We start from the raw sequence: 17,635 nt of genomic DNA, 5'->3' as shown, positions 1-17,635 counted from the left end.
GAGGCGGAGCCTCCGCCCTCGCCGCCCTCAATGCCCTCGCCGCCCTCCGTGCCCCCGCCGCCCTCGCCGCCCCCACTCACGAACGCCGCAGCGAATGCGGACTCGCCGAGGGTCGTGCGGACGGCGGTGGTGATGCGGTCGACGTCGCCGCGTTCGGCCGGCGGCAGCGGCGCGCGCACATCGGTGCGGGCGCGGTGGGCGCTGCCGAGGAGGCGTGCGGCGACTTCGGAGCGGCCGGCCAGGTGATGGGCGCCCGCCAGACCCTCCAGGGCGAGGGCGACGGCTCGGGGGTCCCCGGTGGCACGGGCGGCTGTCAGGCCCTCCGTTTGGAGGGCCAGGGCGGCGGCGTGGTCGCCGCGGAGTTCGGCGAGGAAACCGAGTTCGGCGAGGATGAGGGCGGTGCCGTTCTCCGCCTCGAAGCGACGGTTCCACTTCAGCCAGGGGCGCAGGTAGCGCTCGGCGTCCGCCCAGCGTCCCTGGCGCCGGGCCCCGAGGGCGAGTCCGACCTCGGCGAACTCCTGAGCGCGGTGGTCGGCGTGCTGGACGGCGAGCCGTCGGCCGTTGTGGTGGAGTCGCTCGGCTCGCGCGTGATCGCCGTCGAGGAGCGCGATACGGCCCAGTTCGGACCAGCGGACCGATGCCTCGGTCCACAGGCCGAGTTCCTCGGCGATGCGCAGGCCGTTCTCGTGCTCGGCCTCCGCCGACCGGTAGTCGCCCTCGATCTCCGCGAGCCTGCCCAGGACCCCGGTGGCCTGCAACTGGCCCCAGCGGTCGCCGAGTTCACGGAAGCGGGCGAGGCTCTCCGCGGCGTCGGACCGGGAAGCCGCCAGCTCACCTCGTACGTACCGCTGTACGCCCCGTACGCTCAGCGCCGCCGCGACGCCCCAGCGGTCGCCCGCCGTCCGGGCGTCGGCGAGCGTCCGGCGTACCAGCTCCTCACCCACCTCCAGCGCACCGAACATCGTCGCGGCATGGGCGAGGAACCAGCCCGGGCCGACCCGGCCGATCTCGCCGACGTCGGTCATCTCCTCGTACAGCCGCAGCGGTACGCGACCGGCTCGTCCGGAGCCCAGCGGGTCGCCGGACAGCAGGACCATTCCCGCGTGCCACGCGGCCACGTGGGCACGGTCGGCACCGGCCGCCCCGGTCCTCCGCTCGGCACCGGCCGTCCCGGTCCTCCGCTCGGCACCGGCCGCCCCGGTCCTCCGCTCGGCACCGGCCGCCCCGGTCCTCCGCTCGGTGGCCGCCGGAGTCTGACCGATGGCGAGCGCCGTGGCCAGGCAGCGCTTCGCCTCCGTGAGCCGGCCACGCAGGAACCAGTACCAGGACAGGGCTCGCACGAGGCGCAGGGCGAGCCCGGCCTCGCCCGTGGCGGCCGCGGTGTCGAGGGCGGCGCGCAGGTTGGCCGCTTCGGCGTCCAGACGGTGCAGGCAACGCTGCTGGTCAGCGCCGCGCAGCCCGCTCTCGGCCCGCCCGGCGAGCTCGACGTAGTAGCGGAGGTGGGCCTGGCGCATGTGGTCGTACTCGGTCGCGGGCCCGCCCCCGTACGACTGCTCCCCCGCAGGGTGCTGCTCCGGCGGCGTCGCCCGCAGCTGTTCCAGGCAGTACGCCGCCACCGACTCAAGGAGGCGGTAGCGCGGGCGCGGTTCTTCGGAGGCGGCGGGGCGCTGTGTGCTGTCGGCGACGACCACGAGGGACCGGTCCACCAGACGAGCCAGCAGGTCGACGACCTCGCCGGGCTTCACGCCGCCCCCGGAGCAGAGTGCCTCGGCGGCGTCCAGGGTGCAGCCGTCGGGGTGGACCGCCAGGCGGCGCAGCACCGCGCGCTCGGCGGCGGTCAGCAGGTCCCAACTCCAGTCGATCACCGCGCGCAGGGTCTGCTGCCGCGCAGGGGCGTCCCGCCGCCCGCTGGTCAGGAGCCCGAACCGGTCGTCGAGCCGCTCGGCGAGTGCGTCGGTGCCCAGCACGCGGAGCCGGGTGGCCGCCAGTTCCACGGCGAGCGGAATGCCGTCCATGCGGCGGCAGATGGTGGCGACCGCCTCGGCGTTGCCCTCGGAGAGGGTGAAGCCGGGCGACGCGGCGGCGGCGCGCGCCACGAAGAGCCGCACCGCGCTCGACCGCGTCACATCGGGCAGCGCGGCTCCGGGCTCCGGTACGCCCAACGGGGCCACCGGCCACAGCTGTTCGCCCGCGAGGCCCAGCGGCTCGCGGCTGGTGGCCAGAAGGCGCACTCCTGGCGCGGCCTGGAGCAGCAGTCGCGCCAGGGCGGCCACCGCCTCGATGACATGCTCGCAGTTGTCCAGCACGAGCAGCAGACGCCGGTCGCGCAACGCGTCCGCCAACCGGTCCGCCAACGGGTGCGGACTGCCGGCCGCCGACGGGGGCAGTGCGCCGGTACGGGCGTCGTCCCTGATGCCGAGCGCCACGGCGGCCACCTCCGCCAGCTCGTCGACGGCGGGACCCGACGCCTCGGCCGAACGAGCCGCGCCGGAAAGTTCCACCAGGCGTACGCCGTCGGGGAATTGGGGCCCGCTGTCGTAGGTTTCCGGCTCGTACGTTTCCGGTTCGTACGTTTCCGGTTCGTACGTTTCCGGTTCGTACGTTTCCGGCTCGTAGGTCTCCGACGTGCCCGCGACCTCCAGGGCAAGGCGGGTCTTCCCGACTCCGCCCGGGCCGGTCAGTGTCACCAGCCGTTCCGTGACGAGCAACGCCCGTACGTCGGCCACGGATCGCGACCGCCCGATCAGGCCGGAGAGCGGAACGGGCAGCTTCGCGGCCACCGGCGGGGGGCGGAGCGACTCCGCCTGAGCGGCGGGCACGACGACGGGGGTGGCAGAAGCGGACAGGCCTTCCTGGCCCTCCTGGTTGAGTATCTGCCGCTGGAGCGCGGCCAGTTCAGGGCCCGGCTCAAGCCCCAACTCGTCGGCGAGCAGGCGGCGCACCTCCTGGTAGACCGCGAGCGCCTCACCCGGACGGCCACTGCCGTACAGGGCGCGCATATGGGCCGCGCGCAGCCGTTCGCGTAAGGGGTGACGCTCGGTCAGCTCCCTCAACTCCCCTGCCAGTGGACCGTGTTCGCCCAGCTGGAGTCGGGCCTCGGCCTGCTCCTCGTGCACCAGGAGCCGCTCTTCCTCCAGCCGTGCCGCCGCCGCCCGGGCGAAGGGCTCGTCCGCGAAACCGGCGAAGGCGGGCCCTCGCCACTCCGCCAGTGCCTCGGCGAATCCCGCGGCCCGTTCGCGGGGGTCGGCGGCGCGACGGGCCCGGTCGGCCAGCGCGAGGAAACGTTCCGCGTCCATCGCGTCGTCGGAGACTCGCAGTTGGTAGCCCGGCGGTCGGTGCACGACCAGGCCGTCCTCCCCGGCAGCCGCCAGCGCCTTGCGCAGTCGGGACACCAGGGTCTGCAGCGCCGCGGCCGGGCGGGCCGGCGGGGTCTCGCCCCACAGGTCGTCGACCAGCCGGTCGGCGGAGACGACCTGACGTGGCGTGACCAGGAGATCGGCGAGCAGAGCGCGCACCTTCGCCTCCGGCACCGTCGCGAGATCGCCGTCCGCCCTCCAGACGGCCAGTGGTCCCAGTACCCCAAAGCGCATCGGTCCAGCGTACGGAAAGCGGACCGAAAGCAGACCGCAGGCAGACCGAATGCGCCGCCCAGCAGAGTCGTTCCCGCAACCGCAACCACGAGCCACGGGCTACGAGCTACGAGCTACGAGCTACGAGCTACGAGCTACGAGCTACGAGCTACGAGCACAAGCCATGAGCACAACCAGCCGAAGGAGTCATTCATCATGAGCAGGTTCACGGGCAAGAAGGCCGTCGTCACCGGCGGGACGCACGGTATGGGCCTGGCGATCGTCAAGGCGCTGCTCGCCGAAGGCGCCGAGGTCGTCCTGACGGGCCGCAGTGAGCGGACCCTCGAAGAGGCCCGGTCGGAGCTCAAGGGCGAGGCGGCGCACGTCGTACGCTCCGACGCGGCCAGCATGGCGGACATCGCCGCCCTGGCCAACCTCGCCCAGGAGAAGCTCGGCCGCGTCGACCACCTCTTCGTCAACCACGGCATCGCGGAGTTCGCGGAGCTGGCGGAGGTCACGGAGACGTCCTGGGACCGCCAGTTCGCCGTCAACACCAAGGGCGTCTTCTTCACCGTCCAGGCTCTGGCCCCGCTGATCGAGGACGGCGGATCGATCGTGTTCACCACGGTCGCCAACGACGTCGTCTTCCCCGGGCTCAGCGCGTACTCCGCGTCGAAGGAGGCCACCCGCGCCCTGGCCCACGTACTGGCGGCCGAGTTGCTGCCCCGGCGTATCCGGGTGAACTCGGTCGCTCCCGGCTTCATCAAGACGCCGACGATGGGGGTGGCCGGTCTGACGGAGGAGCAGCGCAGGGAGTTCGAGCAGCAGGGTGACGAGAGCACGCCGCTGGGGCGCAACGGCACGGTCGAGGAGGTCGCCGCGGCCTCGCTCTTCCTGGCCGCCGACGCGACCTTCACCACCAATGTCGAGCTGGCCGTCGACGGCGGCTTCGCCCAGGGCCTCGTCGCCGCCCACTGAATCCCCGGCCCACCGGCCACGGACACCGGCCGTACGAGACTGATCCCGACCCCTGTGTGAGGCGGCCACCTGGCCCGGACCAGGTGGCCGCCGACCGTCCCGGATTCGCCCGGACCAGGTGGCCGCCGACCGTCCCGGTCAGGTCCGAACCCGCACCCGCACCTTCCCCCTCCCCCGCCGTACGGCAACCCGCAACGCCCGCAACGCCCCCACCCCCACCGCGGCAGCCACCAACCCCGCGCTCACCCACAGAGGTCCCCGGAACCCGGCCCCCGCCGAGACCGGCAGGCCGCCCAGCCAAGGGCCAAGGGCGGCGCCGATGTTGAAGGATGAGGTCGCGTAGGCGCCGGCGAGGGTCGGGGCCTCGGGGGCCGCGTACAGGATGCGGGAGATCAGGGTCGAGCCGACGGCGAACGACAGGGCGCCCTGGACGAACGCGAGGGCCAGGGTCGCCGGGGCCCAGCTCGACGTGAGGGCGAACAGCGGCCAGCCCGCGCAGAGGGCGAGCGTGCCGACGGTCAGCAGGCGCGCGGCATGCGTGTCCGCGTACCGGCCGCCGAGCGTGACGCCCACGAACGAGCCCACGCCGAACAGCGCGAGCAGCACCGGCACCCAGGACGCGGCGAGGCCCGTGACGCCGGTGAGGAGCGGGGCCAGGTAGGTGAAGGCGCAGAACGTCGCGCCGTTGACCAACGCACCGAGCAGCAGCGTGCGTCGGAGGTCCCGGCCGCGCAGAGCGGCAAGTTCGCGGCGGGCGTCCGGGCGGGGCGCTCCCTCCGCGTGTCCGACGGGTACGGACCGTACGAGGGCGACGAGTGCGGGCAGTGAGAGCACGGCCACCGCCCAGAACGCCGCGCGCCAGCCCCACAGTTGGGCGAGGAGCGCACCACCGGGCACGCCCGCGACGCACGCCACGGTGACCCCGCCGAGCAGCGCGGACGTCGCCCGCCCCTTGGCGTCGGGCGGGACGAGCGAGACCGCCGTAGCGAGGGCGACCGCGAGGAACCCGGCGTTGGCGAGCGCCCCCACGAAGCGCAGGGCGAGCAGCGTCGCGAAGCTGGACGTCAGCGCGCCCGCGACATGCGTGAGCAGGAAGGCGCCGAGGAAGACGAGCAGCGCCCGGCGGCGCGGCCAGCGCAGGCTGAGGAGCGCGGCCGCCGGGGCGCCGACCACCATCCCCACGGCGAACGCCGAGGTCAGCGTGGCCGCGGTCGGGACGGAGACGTGCAGCTCGGCGGCGATGTCGGGGCCGAGCCCGGAGAGCATGAACTCGGACGTGCCCATGGCGAAGACGGCGAGTCCGAGGAGATGGACGGTGAGGGGCATGCGGGCGTTGCGTGGCATGCGGGGCTTGCGGGGCATGCGGGGCATGCGAGGTGCACGAGGCATGTCGAGACTCCAGCCCTGCCCGCAGAGGGCGGCAGGGGTGAGAGGTGAAGGGGAGTGGGCCTCGGCTGTACGACGGGTCGGCGTGCGGCATGCGGCATGCGGCATGCGGCATGCGGCATGCGGCATGCGATGTACGACATACGACGTCGGCGCGCGCACGCCTGGAAGGACCACTCGTACAGCCACCGGACGCGTGGTCCGGTGGCTAGCCTCTGGAGGCCTCGGGGCTCGCCATGCGGCGCACGCTATCCGCCCGCGCGCCGCCCGGTCCACCGAGTTCTTGACCTTGCCCCAGGGGCAGACCCCACGCTCAGTCTCCGACCGGGCGGAACGGCCGCCCGGCCACGGAGGATGAACCCGTGAACGCACCGCAAGCACCCGACGACGCCCTCCTCACCATCGGCGTCTTCGCCGCCCGCGCCCGGCTCTCGCCCAAGGCGCTGCGGCTCTACGACCGGCAGGGGCTGCTCGCGCCCGCGTACGTGGACGAGGCCACCGGCTACCGCTACTACCGCGGCGCACAGGTGGCACGGGCCCGGCTGATCACGCTGCTCAGGCGGCTCGACATGCCGCTCGCGCGCATCCGGCAGCTCCTGGACCTGCCGGGCCCGGTCGCGGCCGAGGCGCTCGCCGCGTACTGGAGAACCGTCGAGGAGCGGGTGGCGGGGCAGCGGACGCTCGTGGATCACCTCCGTGGACGCCTGACCGGAAGGAGTTCCGAGATGTACGAGAAGTTCGAGATCAGGACCGTCGACGTACCCGAGCAACAGGTGATCAGCGAGTTCCGGCACACGCTCGCGCACGAGCTGCCGGCGTTCATCGGCGCCTCGCTCGGCCGCCTGGAGCAGGCCGCGCGGGAGCAGTGCGGGGGCATCGTGGACGCGCCGTTCGTCCAGTACTACGCGGAGGTCAGCCAGGAGAGCGACGGCCCGGCCGAGTCCTGCGTACCGGTCGCCGACGCGGACGCCGCACGTGCCTGGGCGGAGACGAACGGGCACGGCGGCCGGGCCCGGACCGTGCCCGCGACGCGGCTCGTCCGCACCCGGATCACCAAGGCGCAGGTCGCGCATCCGCAGATCAACTCCGCGTACGAGGCGGTCGAGGCATGGATCGCGGAGCAGGGCCTGACGATCGCCGGGCCGTGCCGGGAGATCTACTTCGCGGACTGGGACGCGGCGGGCCCGCAGGACGAGGTGTGCGACATCGCGTTCCCGGTACAGAACCGGTAGGCCACCCCGCGCCCCTGTCGGGCTCCGCCCCCGGAGCCGGCCTCAGCGCACCCCGCGCAGCTCCTCCGGGCAAGGTGTGCCGCGCGGTATGTCGTACGGGGACGCCAGGCGGTAGGTGCCGGGGCGTGGGGCGAGGAGTTCGGTCCAGCGGACGCCGAACTCGTCCTCCTCGGTCTCGGCGAGGCAGCCGGCCACGTTGACGTAGCGCTTCGGCAGTCCGTCCGGGCGCCGCGCGGACGCCTCCGTCTCGCGCGGCGCCGGGACGCCGCGGCCCTCGCCGTCGACGAGCTTCAGCCAGGGCGAGTACGGGAGCCGCACGCGCACGCGGCCCGCGCTCTTCACGTCGATCGTCCACCTGCCCTGCTCGGCACGGCGCACGGTGGCGGGCGGGTCGGCGAGCGGCATGGGGTCTCTCACCTCGTACAGCCGCCAGTTGGCGTCGCCCCAGATCTCCTTCAGATACGGCTGGCCCTGCCGCACGAGCCACCGTTCGCGCACGCCGCCGTCACCGTCCGGCTCGTCCTTGGGCAGCACGACGTAGTGCACGGCCCAACGCCGCAGCCACTCGCGGTAGTTGGCGGCGTTCAGGGTGCCGTCGTAGAAGAGCGGGTTGCGTTCCCTGTCGGCCTGGCGGTTCCAGCCGCGGGCGAGGTTGACGTACGGGGCGAGCGCGGAGGCCTCGCGGTGGCTGCGCGCGGGGACGACCTCGACGCGGCCCTTCTCGGCGTCGGCGTCCTGCAACGCGTCGACCAGCGGGGCGAGTTCACGGGCCCAGGCCGCGCGCGGCGTGGTGCGTACGACGTCGTCCACGGACTTCACGCCGATCCACACCTGGAGCCCGGCGCAGCACACCACGAGCGCGTACCACCTGCGGCTGCGCGGACGCGTGAACGGCAGCGCGGCGAGCAGCACGACACCGGCGAACAGCATCGGAAGCCGTGTGATGTTGGACCCGACCTGCGAGTCGATCGCCGTGGCGAGGACGACGCCGACGGCGTAGACGCCCGCGGTGAGCCGCACGGTGCGCCAGTGCGCCGGTACGAGGACGAGTACGGCGGCGCCGAAGAACAGCGGCAGCACGGCCGAGAGCAGATGCATCGGCTGCGTACCGGAGAACGGGAACAGCCAGGCCGACAGCGCCACCACGGCGACCGGCGCGAGGCCGAGAACGTACGCCGCCGGGCGCCTGCCCTGGAGGAACAGCGCGACCGCGACCAGGCCGACGAAGAGTCCGGCGACGGGTGACGCGGCCGTCGCGAGACCGGCGAGCGGCGCGGCGACGGCGGCCTTGGCCCAGCGCGGGTGCCGCAGGCGGTACGGCAGGCGGTACGGCAAGCGGTACGGCAGGCAGAAGACCGCCGCGACCGCGCCGAGCCCGAACATCAGGCCGAGCCCGAACGTCACCCGACCCGAAGCGGCATTGCAGAACAGCGCGAAGACCCCGGCGAGCGCGGGCGGCAGCGGCTTCCGCACGGCCCCGGCCCGGGCGAGCCGCACCAGGACGAGCGCGAGCAGCGCGGCCGACACGGTCCCGGCGACGGTCATCGTGGTCCGCACGCCGAGCACATGCATCAGATACGGCGAGAGAACGCTGTACGAGACGGGGTGCATCCCGCCGTACCAGGCGAGGTTGTACGCCGAGTCCGGGTGCCGCCCGGCGAACTCGGCCCAGGCGTCCTGCGCGGCGAGGTCTCCGCCGCTGTTGGCGACGGTGAAGATCCAGAGCAGGTGCGCGAGGAAGGCGAGGGCGGAGGTGAGGAGGACGGGGTGGCGGTAGACCCGGCGGGTCCGGCGGCGGCGCGGGCCCGCCCGCTCTTCGGACTCTTCGGTAGGTGCGGCTCGCTCTTCGGAAGGTGCGGCTCGCTCTTCAGGGGGTGTGGCGCGCGGTCCGGGGAGTTCGGGGCGGCGTGCGGGGGCCGCGCCTGCCGTCGCGTCGTCCGGCCTGTAGTCCGCCCCCGGTCCCACCGCAGTCACCGCTGGAACTCCCCGTGTCATCCGCTCTGTTCAGGCCGTCTCGGCGCCCGCCCCCCCCGGTCTCGCGAAGCTAGCACGGGACGCGTGAGGGGGAGCCCTGAAGGACAGGGCTCCCCCTCACGCTCGTACGCGGTCGCGGCTACGCGGTCGCGGCCGGTCAGCCGATACGCGTCAGCTTCGCCCCGAACCCGGGCTCCGTCAGGTCCTCCTGGAGGGCCACGGGCACCTTCACGGCGCCTTCCTTCCCGTCGCCGACGCTCAGGACGCCGACCTCCGTACCGGCCTTCGCGCTGTGCGGGACGGTCTTGCCGCCGTCGCCGACGGCCAGGTCGACGGTGAGTCCGGGCCAGCCGACGGCCGAGACGTCCTCGGTGGCGACGACCGGGGTGGTGCCGCCGAGGCCGTCGTCGACGTGCCCGACGACATCGCCCTTCTTCACCACGGTCCGGGTCTCCAGGAGCTCCTGGGCGCGCAGGATCAGGTCCTTGCTGCGGGCGGTGGCGGTGTCGATGATCGGCGGCAGGTGCTGGCCGAAGACCGCGCCGATGATCAGCTGCCGTTCGCCGTTGATCTCCTTCTCCGCCGCGAACAGCAGGTTGCCGCCCGCCTTGGTGGTGGAGCCGGTCTTGATGCCGACGACGCCGAACAGCGGAACCAGCTTGTTGAAGTTCGCCTGGTCCTTGGGGCGTTCGGAGGTCGTGGAGTCGAACTTCGGCATCCGCACGATCTTCTTGAACAGCGGGATCTCCATCACGGCCTTGCCCAGCTTCACCTGGTCCACGGCCGTGGAGACGGTGCTCTCGTCGAGCCCGGACGCGTCGGTGTACGTGGTGTTCTTCATGCCGAGGTCCTTGGCGGCGTCGTTCATCTTCTTGACGAACGCCTTCTCGTCGCCGCCGCTGTCCCAACGGGCAAGCAGCTTCGCGATGTTGTTCGCGGACGGCAGCATGATGTCCTTGATGGCCTCCTCGACCGTGATGACGTCGCCCTCCTCGACCTCGACCACGGACTCGTTGGCGGGCTCGCCGGTCCGGTAGTGGTCAGCGGCGGTCTTGTCGACGGTCAGCTCCTCGGTGGCCTTGTGCTCCTTGAGGATCAGATAGGCCGTCATCACCTTGGCGACACTGCCGACCGGGATGGGCTTCTCATCGCCGTACGTTCCGAGGCTGCCGATCCCGTCGACGTCCACGACCGCCTGCCCCTCGGTCGGCCAGGGCAGGCTCGGCTCGCTGCCGTCGAAGGTGTACTTGGCGTCGGCGGTGAGCGCGAGCGTAGGCGTGGGCAGCGGGCGCACGGCCTGTACGACCGCAAACACGACGACGAGCAGCAGGACCAGCGGCGTCCAGATCTTGACGCGGCGCACGGTGGTACGCAGCGCCGTCTCCGGCGGCTTCGGCCGGTTGGTCAGCTCGGCGAGCAGGTCGAGCGGCGGTTTCGGCGGCAGCGGCTGCTGCGTGGTCCGCTCGGGGCCCAGCTGGGCGGCACCGGGCGCACCGGCGGCGGCCGCCGGTGCCTCGGGCGGCAGCGCCGCACCGGCTGCCGCTTTCTGGGGCGCCTTCGCGTCGCTCGCACTCTCCGTCCGCTGCTTCGGCGCCTTCGGCTCGTCGAGCGGCTTGAGGGCTACGAATTTGCTGGTGCGCTCGGACTCGCGCTCGGGGCCCGCGCCTTCTGCCCCGACCTTGCCCGGGTCCGGCTTGTCGGCGTCGGCGTCGGCGTCGGCGTCGGCGTCGGCGTCGGCGTCGGCGTCGGCGTCGGCGGGCAGCTTGAGCATGGCCGTCGGCTGGTCGACCTTCGCCTGCGGCGCCTTGAAGATCGCGGTGGGCTGGTCGACGGACTTGTCGGCGTCATCGGGCTTGTCGGTGTCGCCGGGATCGTCGGTGTCGGACTTGGCGTCGCTGGACTCGTCGTCGTCGGGCTCGTCGTCTGCTTTGGCCTCGCCGGGGGACTCTTCGTCCTCGGGGGCCTCTTCGTCGTCGGGGTCGGCGTCGCCGGACTCTTCGCCGTCGGGGTCGGCGGGGTCGGCGCCGCCGGCGGCGCCCGCGGGCTCGTCCGCTGCCTCTGCCTCGTCACCGTCGGACGACTCGCCCCCGTCTGCCGCGTCCGCCCCCTCCGAAGCCTCGGACTCGGGCTCGGGCTCGGGCTCGGACTCCTCCCCGGAACCGGACTCCGGAGCCGCATCCGCCGCATCCACCTCCGCACCCTCGGCGTCCTCGGCGTCCTCAGCGCCCCCCTCAGCCTCCTCGCCCTCCGCCACGGGCTCTTCCGCCGACTCGGGGGCCTCCTCGCCCTCAGGTGGCCGAGAATCGTCGTTCCCGTCGGATCCCGAGACCCAGGCGGCAACCGCCGCGCGCAGGCGGGCGTCCTTGGAAGCATCGGCCTCCCCCGCGCCCTCCGACTCCGCCTCCGCCTCCCCGGAAGAGGGCGCCGCCGTGGAGAACACCGCCGTCGGCTGGTCGACGCGCGCCGGAGCGTCCTCCTCGGCGGCGGACTGCCGGGACACGGCGAGCCGAGGGTCGGCGGGCTTCGCCGCCGGTTCGCCCGAGGACTCGCCCGAAGACCTCGCCGTACGGTCGCCCGAAGAACTGCCCGAGGACGTCCCCGAAGACTTTCGCTTCCCCGACGTGTCGGGGGTCTCGCCCGCCACCCATGCCTCCTCGATACGCCTTGCGCCCACACTCGCGCGCTACGTCAGTGTCCGAACCATGTACCAGTGTCCTGTGTGCGGGATTGCCCGCCGGGCTAGACGAGAACGACATATCTCCCGGTTCCATTACGAACCGGACACGCACTCTCGACAGACCAATGTGAGAGGGGTCACCCTGTCATTCATCCACGCGGGGAGGCATGGATGGGCAGGAGCCGCAGAACAATTCCGGAGGAGCTTCTGCTGCTCGCTCTGGACCCGACCACGGGTACCACAGCGCAGCCGCAGTCGCTCGACCTCGGTCTGGCAGGAGCACAGCTAGTAGAGCTGGCTCTGGCCGGACGGATAGCCCCAGACGGGGATCGTATCGCCGTGGTAGTACCACGGCCGACCGGAGATCCGACACTGGACTGTGCACTGGAACTACTCCGCAGGCGCGGGGCACCGGTGCGCGCGGTCCACTGGATCGGCGGGCCCCGGCTGGGGTTGCGCCAGACCTATCTCTCGCATCTGGAGCGGTGCGGCATGGTGCATGCCGTGGCGGGCCAGATGTGCGGAGTGCTGCCGACGACTCGCTACCAGGCGACGGACACGGCCATCAGCCGGGAGATCAGGTCCCGGCTGGACTCCGCGATCCGCACCGGCGTCCCGCCGGACCCGCGGACCGCGGCGCTCGCCGCGCTGGCCCATGCGGTCGGTCTCGGCAAGCACCTGTATCCCGGGAACGAAGGGCGCTCGTCGCGCTCCCGCCTCCGGGATCTGATCAGGCACGACCCGATGGGCGGCCTCGTGGCGCACGCCGTCATGGACGTCCAGAACGGAGTGGCGGCCCAGCCCCGCCGCTCCCCGGCCACGGCCACGGCCCGCAAACCGGACCGTGCGGCCGCCCAGGAGGCCGGCGGCAGCGGGATTCCGATGCAGCCACGCCGAGGTCCCATGGCACGGGCGGTCGCCCACTGAGGCACGGCTCGTACGCCCGGGAAGAGATCCACCGCACCACAAGCCCCACCTCCGCACCACTCGCACCACTCGCACCACCGACACCGCACCGTAGTCCCCCTGAGACCGGTTCGGGAGCCGCACAGGAGCGCGGGGTGGTGGCCGGTCGTCCTGGACGACGACACCGGCCGCCGCCCCGCGCTCTCGCATATCCGCCGTTTCCCAGCGCTATGACACTCGTTGGTGGCACTCTGCTGAGCAGTAGATACGCAAAGTAGAGGCCCGCAGCCGGAGGTGCACGTCCCGTGGCGTCCAATGTCAATCCCACCGTCAGGCGACGCCGATTGGGCCAGGAGTTGCGCAGGCTCCGCGAGCTCAAAGGCATGACGGCCGAGGAGGTGGCGGACAAACTCCTCGTCTCCCAGTCGAAGATCAGCCGCCTTGAGAACGGCCGGCGCAGCATCAGCCAGCGCGATGTCCGCGACTTGTGCGGGGTGTACGAGGTCGAGGACCACCGCGTCGTCGAGTCGCTGATGCAGATGGCCAAGGACAGCCGGCAGCAGGGCTGGTGGCACGCCTTCGGCGACATTCCGTACAGCGTCTACATCGGTCTGGAGACGGACGCGGCCTCGCTGCGCGTGTACGAGCCGCAGGTCGTGCCCGGGCTGCTGCAGACGCACGCGTACGCCGAGGCGCTGATCGCCGGGGCGCTGCCGGAGACCGCGACCACGGACATCGAGAAGCGCGTCCAGGTCCGGATGCGGCGCCAGGAGCGGATCAACTCCGGGGAGGCCCCGCTGCGGCTCTGGGCCGTGCTCGACGAGGCGGCGCTGCGTCGTGTGGTCGGCGACCGGCAGCTGATGATCGAGCAGCTGGAGCATCTCGTCGAGATGTCGCACGAGCCGCACGTCACGGTGCAGGTGATGCCGTTCACGATGGGCGCGCACCCGGGCGTGAACGGCCAGTACGCGATTCTCGAGTTCCCCGACGCCGCCGACTCCAGCGTCGTCTACATCGAGGGCGTGACCAGCGACCTCTACCTGGAGAAGGCGAACGACGTGCAGAAGTACAGCGTCATGTACGAGCACTTGCGGGCGCAAGCCCTCAATGTGGACCAGACCCGGCAGTTCATCTCGGAAGCGGCCAAGGCCTATGCCCGCGAACAAGCCTGAGCGACCCGGGGACCGCCGTATCCGGAGCGTTCGATTCTGAAGGCGCGGCACGGTACACCCTGGCCTCGTCAACAGGGAAGCCCCAACCGGTATATGCCATCCGGTCGAGTGAATGCCCGCCTCGCGCGCCGATGTTGGCGAGTAGCGTCGATCACGCCAACAACAAGCAAGCAAGATCCAGCCGTTGGCATCGCACCCCCACACAACCGGCGATAGGCAAGCGGAGCGAACATGGCAATTCAGCAAGGCGTCACGGACACCTGGACCAAGTCCTCGTATTCCACCGGAAACGGCGCATGTGTAGAGGTCAAGTCCCCGGTGACGCACGCGATCGACGTGCGTGACTCGAAGGTCCCCGAGGGCCCGGCGCTGGCGTTCGCTCCGGAGTCCTGGAGCGCGTTCGTCGGTCAGGTCACGCGGGGTACGTGGGACGCCTGATCCTGAGCACGACAGCAGAACCAGCGGTACGAGCAGGACAAGCAGTACGAGCAATACGAGCAGGACAAGCACCACGAGAAACACAACCGCACCACCAGCTCCACCGAAGAGCCCTCTCGACTGGTCCGCCGTCCCGGCCGAGAGGGCTCGGCCTTTCCCCGAGAACCCCGGAACCCCCGGACCTACCGCAACTGATCCACGTAGAGGTCCGTGCCCGGCACCGTGGGAACGAACGGCGCCACCAACTCGACCCGTCCGAGGCCGGATTCAGCCACTTCCGCCTCGCGTCCGGCGAAGAGTTCCGGCCAGCAGGCACGCGGGTCGGACTGCAGGAACCACAGCAGCGTCAGCCGGTCGTCGACACCCTCGACCTGCTTCACGTACGACATCCGGTCGCCCGGCAGCGGGGTCGGCCGGAACAGGACGACCATCGCGGCCGGGGACTGCGCGAGCTTGCCCGGCAGGTGGTGTGAGCGCAGCCACTCAAGCAACTCGGCGCGCCGCTCGGGCCCTTCGGCGTCGATGACCTCCAGGACGAGGCCCTGGTACGGGTGGTCGAGCGCGTGGAAGTCACGCGGTCCGCCGGCGCCGTCCCGGTAGACCGTGGCCACGTGGTCCTGGAAGGCCGTGAAGACGTGGGTGCGGTCCTGGTGGACGCGGCCGTCGCGGCCCAGGCGCTTGTTGATGCCGACGGTCCAGCGCATGTGGTCGTCGTAGCGGCCCTCGGTGATCCAGTACGTGGAGAGGTAGCAGCCGGCCGTGACGGGCTGGGCGACCGCCGACTTCTCCGGGCGGCGCAGGAGTTGCAGATCCCGGGTCGCGACCCAGCGGCGGCCCGCGTACATCCAGGGCATGGCCATCGCGCCCGCGTAGTAGTGGTCGTCCTCGTACCAGCGGTTGTAGGCGTGCTCGTGGCCCGGGTGCGGCTCGACCATGGTGATCAGGGCGTGCCCGGGGCGCACGCCGTACGGCCCTACCGACGCCAGCTCCGCGTAGGTCTCGCTGCGGGTCTCCTCGCCCATGGTGCTCCCCTTCCTTCCCCTGCAGGACGGCCCTACTCTGACGCCCCGTCAGGGAATCCACCAGGGCTACGGAGGCGCCGATGCTGCTCGACGGAAAGACCGTGATCGTCTCGGGGGTCGGCGCCGGACTCGGCCACGAGGTCGCCGCCGCCGTGGTCCGCGACGGCGGCAACGCCGTGCTCGGCGCCCGCACGGAGGCCAACCTCGCCAAGGCGGCCGCCGGGATCGACCCGGGCGGCGCGCACACCGCGTACCGGGCCACCGACATCGCCGACGAGGAGCAGTGCCGGGCCCTCGCCGCCCTTGCCGTGGAGCGCTTCGGCCGGATCGACGCGCTCGTCCAAGTCGCCGCCCTCGACTCGCACTTCGGCGGCCTGGAGGACGCGGACTTCGCGACCTGGCAGAGCGTGCTCGACGTCAATCTGCTCGGCAGCCTGCGGATGGCGCGGGCCTGCCTCCCGGCGCTCAAGGAGCGCGGCGGCGCGCTCGTCCTGGTCGGCACGCAGTCCTCGGTGGCGGCGCCGTCGCAGGTGCGGCAGGCGGCGTACGCGGCCTCGAAGGGCGGCCTGGTCTCCGCCATGTACTCCCTCGCGCGCGAACTGGGCCCGCACCGCATCCGGGTCAACACGGTCCAGCCGGGCTGGATGTGGGGGCCGCCGGTCGAGGCGTACGTCCAGTTCACCGCGCACACCGAGGGCGTACCCGAGGAGGAGGTGAAGCGGCGGCTCAGCGAGCGGATGGCGCTGCCGGAGCTGGCCACGGACGGGGACGTGGCGGATGCCTGCGTCTTCCTGGCCTCGGACCGGGCGCGGGCCATCACGGGGCAGTCGCTGCTGGTGAACGCGGGTGAGCTGATGCGGTAGCCGCCCTCCGCAACGCCCTTTCGTCAGTGAGCGGACCGGAGCCTCGGTCCAGGTGGTCCCGCCGTCGTACGAGCAGGACAGCGCGGCCTCCGTGATCGCGGCCGGGGTGTATCCGGCAGGCCGTGATCGGGCGAACGGCGGAGGTGCGGGGGCGGTCGGCTGGCCCGGCCGGGCCCCTGTCCGGCGGGGCGAGACCGGGCCGTGTCGAACCTGCCTACGGTATGAGGGGAAATGCTCCATCCGCCCGGGAGGTCCCATGCTCCGCAAGCATCAGAAGAGGTCGGCCCGCCCGATCGAGGTGATCGAGCCACCGAGCGGAGCCGAAGTCGTGGTCTCGGTCGCCTCGGTGACGCTCCTGGTGATGGTCCTGGGGGCCCTGTCGGAGTCCCCGGTGTGGCTGCTCGGACTGCTCGTGTTCCTGCCCGGAGCGGCATCCGCCCTGTGCACCGTCCGCCAGACGCAGTTCGTGTTCGCCTGGACCGGGCTCGTGGTCATCGCCGCCATGCTGCTCCGGCAGGGGGACGGGTGGCCGTGGCTCGACAGGATGCTCATGATTCTGCTCACGCTCGTCCTGGGCGCGGCCTCCGTCTACGCCTGTCACCGCCGCATCGGCCGCGAGCAGGAAATGCTGCGGCTGCGCTCGACCGCCGCGGCGATGCAGCGCCACATCCTGCGCCCGCTGCCCCTGCTCACCGACGACGTCCTGGTCGACGGGGTGTACGAACCCGTACAGGAGGACCGGCTCGTCGGCGGTGACATCTACGACGTCGTCGACTCGCCCTGGGGCACTCGCCTCCTCATCGGCGACGTACAGGGCAAGGGCCTGCCCGCGGTCGGGGCGGCGTTCGCCGTGATCGGCGCCTTTCGTGCGACGGCCCACCGGGAGCCCACCCTGACCGCGCTCGTCGACGCCCTGGACGCCTCCGTCGTACGGCACAATTCCTACGCCGCGCAGACCGGCGACGACGAACGGTTCGTCACCGCACTCATCGTCAGCGTCGACGCGCACGCGGAGGTGCAGGCCATCAACTGCGGTCACGTCCTGCCGCAGGTACTGCACGACACCACCGTCAGCACGCCGGCCCTCACCTTCGGCGTCCCCCTCGGCCTCGCCGAACTCGCCGCCGAACCCGCGACGGTCGACTGGTTCGCCTTCCCGCCGGGCGCGACGCTGCTGCTGACCACGGACGGGCTGACCGAGACGCGTGCTGCCGACGGCGAGTTCTACCCCCTCACCGAGAGCCTCAGGCGACTTGTCCCGCTCTCCGCCACCAAGCTGCCGCGCACGCTCTACGACGACTCGCGCGCGTTCGCCGGAGAGGGAGAGGGAGAGGGAGAGGGAGAGGGAGAGCAGCACGACGACGTGGCGATCCTGGCCGTGCGACGGTCACCGAACCGCTGAGGCGGCGACCGAACCG

12 protein-coding genes are annotated in these 17,635 nt (G+C 72.1%); 7 read left to right on the top strand and 5 right to left on the bottom strand.

Going from position 1 to position 17,635, the window contains the following annotated elements; genetic code table 11:
* Nucleotides 1–3,590, bottom strand: a 3,590-nt coding sequence (locus QIT00_RS35315; protein WP_282539588.1) for an AfsR/SARP family transcriptional regulator, incomplete at its 3' end; no start/stop codon positions are given.
* Nucleotides 3,591–3,785: 195 nt separating this feature from the next.
* On the opposite strand from QIT00_RS35315, the gene QIT00_RS35310 reads away from it, so the two are divergent.
* Nucleotides 3,786–4,547 carry an SDR family oxidoreductase gene (locus tag QIT00_RS35310; RefSeq protein ID WP_282539587.1) on the top strand — a complete coding sequence of 254 codons (762 nt, stop codon included), beginning with the start codon at nt 3,786–3,788 and terminating at the stop codon, nt 4,545–4,547.
* 138 nt (nt 4,548–4,685) lie between these two features.
* Here QIT00_RS35310 and QIT00_RS35305 read toward each other — a convergent pair whose 3' ends face one another.
* Nucleotides 4,686–5,873, bottom strand: a complete 1,188-nt coding sequence (locus QIT00_RS35305) for a Cmx/CmrA family chloramphenicol efflux MFS transporter (RefSeq protein WP_282539590.1) — start codon at nt 5,871–5,873, stop codon at nt 4,686–4,688.
* A 422-nt stretch (nt 5,874–6,295) separates the two neighbouring features.
* Here QIT00_RS35305 and QIT00_RS35300 point away from each other — a divergent pair, with 422 nt between their 5' ends.
* Entirely contained in the window at nt 6,296–7,165 is an 870-nt protein-coding gene (locus QIT00_RS35300) for a MerR family transcriptional regulator (RefSeq protein ID WP_282539586.1), read from the top strand.
* Nucleotides 7,166–7,207: 42 nt separating this feature from the next.
* Here QIT00_RS35300 and QIT00_RS35295 read toward each other — a convergent pair whose 3' ends face one another.
* On the bottom strand, nt 7,208–9,139 hold the full coding sequence (locus QIT00_RS35295) for an MFS transporter (protein ID WP_408909915.1): 1,932 nt from the start codon (nt 9,137–9,139) through the stop codon (nt 7,208–7,210).
* Between the two features lie 157 nt (nt 9,140–9,296).
* A complete protein-coding gene (locus QIT00_RS35290) occupies nt 9,297–11,783 on the bottom strand; it encodes a D-alanyl-D-alanine carboxypeptidase family protein (protein ID WP_282539585.1) in 2,487 nt (828 codons plus the stop codon).
* A gap of 204 nt (nt 11,784–11,987) precedes the next feature.
* Here QIT00_RS35290 and QIT00_RS35285 point away from each other — a divergent pair, with 204 nt between their 5' ends.
* The 3 genes from QIT00_RS35285 to QIT00_RS35275 all read left to right on the top strand — a co-directional run bounded on the left by QIT00_RS35285 (nt 11,988) and on the right by QIT00_RS35275 (nt 14,332).
* Nucleotides 11,988–12,743: a GOLPH3/VPS74 family protein gene (locus QIT00_RS35285; RefSeq protein WP_282539584.1), complete on the top strand. Its 756-nt coding sequence runs from the start codon at nt 11,988–11,990 to the stop codon at nt 12,741–12,743.
* 284 nt (nt 12,744–13,027) lie between these two features.
* Nucleotides 13,028–13,894 carry a helix-turn-helix domain-containing protein gene (locus tag QIT00_RS35280; protein ID WP_282539583.1) on the top strand — a complete coding sequence of 289 codons (867 nt, stop codon included), beginning with the start codon at nt 13,028–13,030 and terminating at the stop codon, nt 13,892–13,894.
* 231 nt (nt 13,895–14,125) lie between these two features.
* The gene (locus QIT00_RS35275) at nt 14,126–14,332 is read left to right on the top strand and encodes a DUF397 domain-containing protein (RefSeq protein ID WP_282539582.1); all 207 of its coding nucleotides are present in this window, start codon (nt 14,126–14,128) and stop codon (nt 14,330–14,332) included.
* Between the two features lie 182 nt (nt 14,333–14,514).
* On the opposite strand, the gene QIT00_RS35270 is transcribed toward QIT00_RS35275, so the two are convergent.
* On the bottom strand, nt 14,515–15,354 hold the full coding sequence (locus QIT00_RS35270; RefSeq protein WP_282539581.1) for a hypothetical protein: 840 nt from the start codon (nt 15,352–15,354) through the stop codon (nt 14,515–14,517).
* A gap of 80 nt (nt 15,355–15,434) precedes the next feature.
* Here QIT00_RS35270 and QIT00_RS35265 point away from each other — a divergent pair, with 80 nt between their 5' ends.
* Together QIT00_RS35265 and QIT00_RS35260 are read left to right on the top strand one after the other, a co-directional pair.
* A complete protein-coding gene (locus QIT00_RS35265; RefSeq protein WP_282539580.1) occupies nt 15,435–16,217 on the top strand; it encodes an SDR family oxidoreductase in 783 nt (260 codons plus the stop codon).
* A 256-nt stretch (nt 16,218–16,473) separates the two neighbouring features.
* The gene (locus tag QIT00_RS35260) at nt 16,474–17,619 is read left to right on the top strand and encodes a PP2C family protein-serine/threonine phosphatase (protein WP_282539579.1); all 1,146 of its coding nucleotides are present in this window, start codon (nt 16,474–16,476) and stop codon (nt 17,617–17,619) included.
* The last annotated feature ends 16 nt before the right edge of the window (nt 17,620–17,635 follow it).

The sequence above is a fragment of the Streptomyces luteolus genome, from assembly GCF_029968015.1.
Taxonomy (GTDB): domain Bacteria; phylum Actinomycetota; class Actinomycetes; order Streptomycetales; family Streptomycetaceae; genus Streptomyces; species Streptomyces luteolus.
Note: the sequence above shows the minus strand (reverse complement) of the source record. Positions and strands in the feature narration are given on the sequence as shown.

What these genes read in the sequence shown, in the direction of transcription:
- QIT00_RS35270 (WP_282539581.1), bottom strand. Translation starts at nt 15,354, where the DNA reads ATGGGCGAGGAGACCCGCAGCGAGACCTACGCGGAGCTGGCGTCGGTA.
- QIT00_RS35265 (WP_282539580.1), top strand. Translation starts at nt 15,435, where the DNA reads ATGCTGCTCGACGGAAAGACCGTGATCGTCTCGGGGGTCGGCGCCGGA.
- QIT00_RS35305 (WP_282539590.1), bottom strand. Translation starts at nt 5,873, where the DNA reads ATGCCCCTCACCGTCCATCTCCTCGGACTCGCCGTCTTCGCCATGGGC.
- QIT00_RS35285 (WP_282539584.1), top strand. Translation starts at nt 11,988, where the DNA reads ATGGGCAGGAGCCGCAGAACAATTCCGGAGGAGCTTCTGCTGCTCGCT.
- QIT00_RS35310 (WP_282539587.1), top strand. Translation starts at nt 3,786, where the DNA reads ATGAGCAGGTTCACGGGCAAGAAGGCCGTCGTCACCGGCGGGACGCAC.
- QIT00_RS35260 (WP_282539579.1), top strand. Translation starts at nt 16,474, where the DNA reads ATGCTCCGCAAGCATCAGAAGAGGTCGGCCCGCCCGATCGAGGTGATC.
- QIT00_RS35275 (WP_282539582.1), top strand. Translation starts at nt 14,126, where the DNA reads ATGGCAATTCAGCAAGGCGTCACGGACACCTGGACCAAGTCCTCGTAT.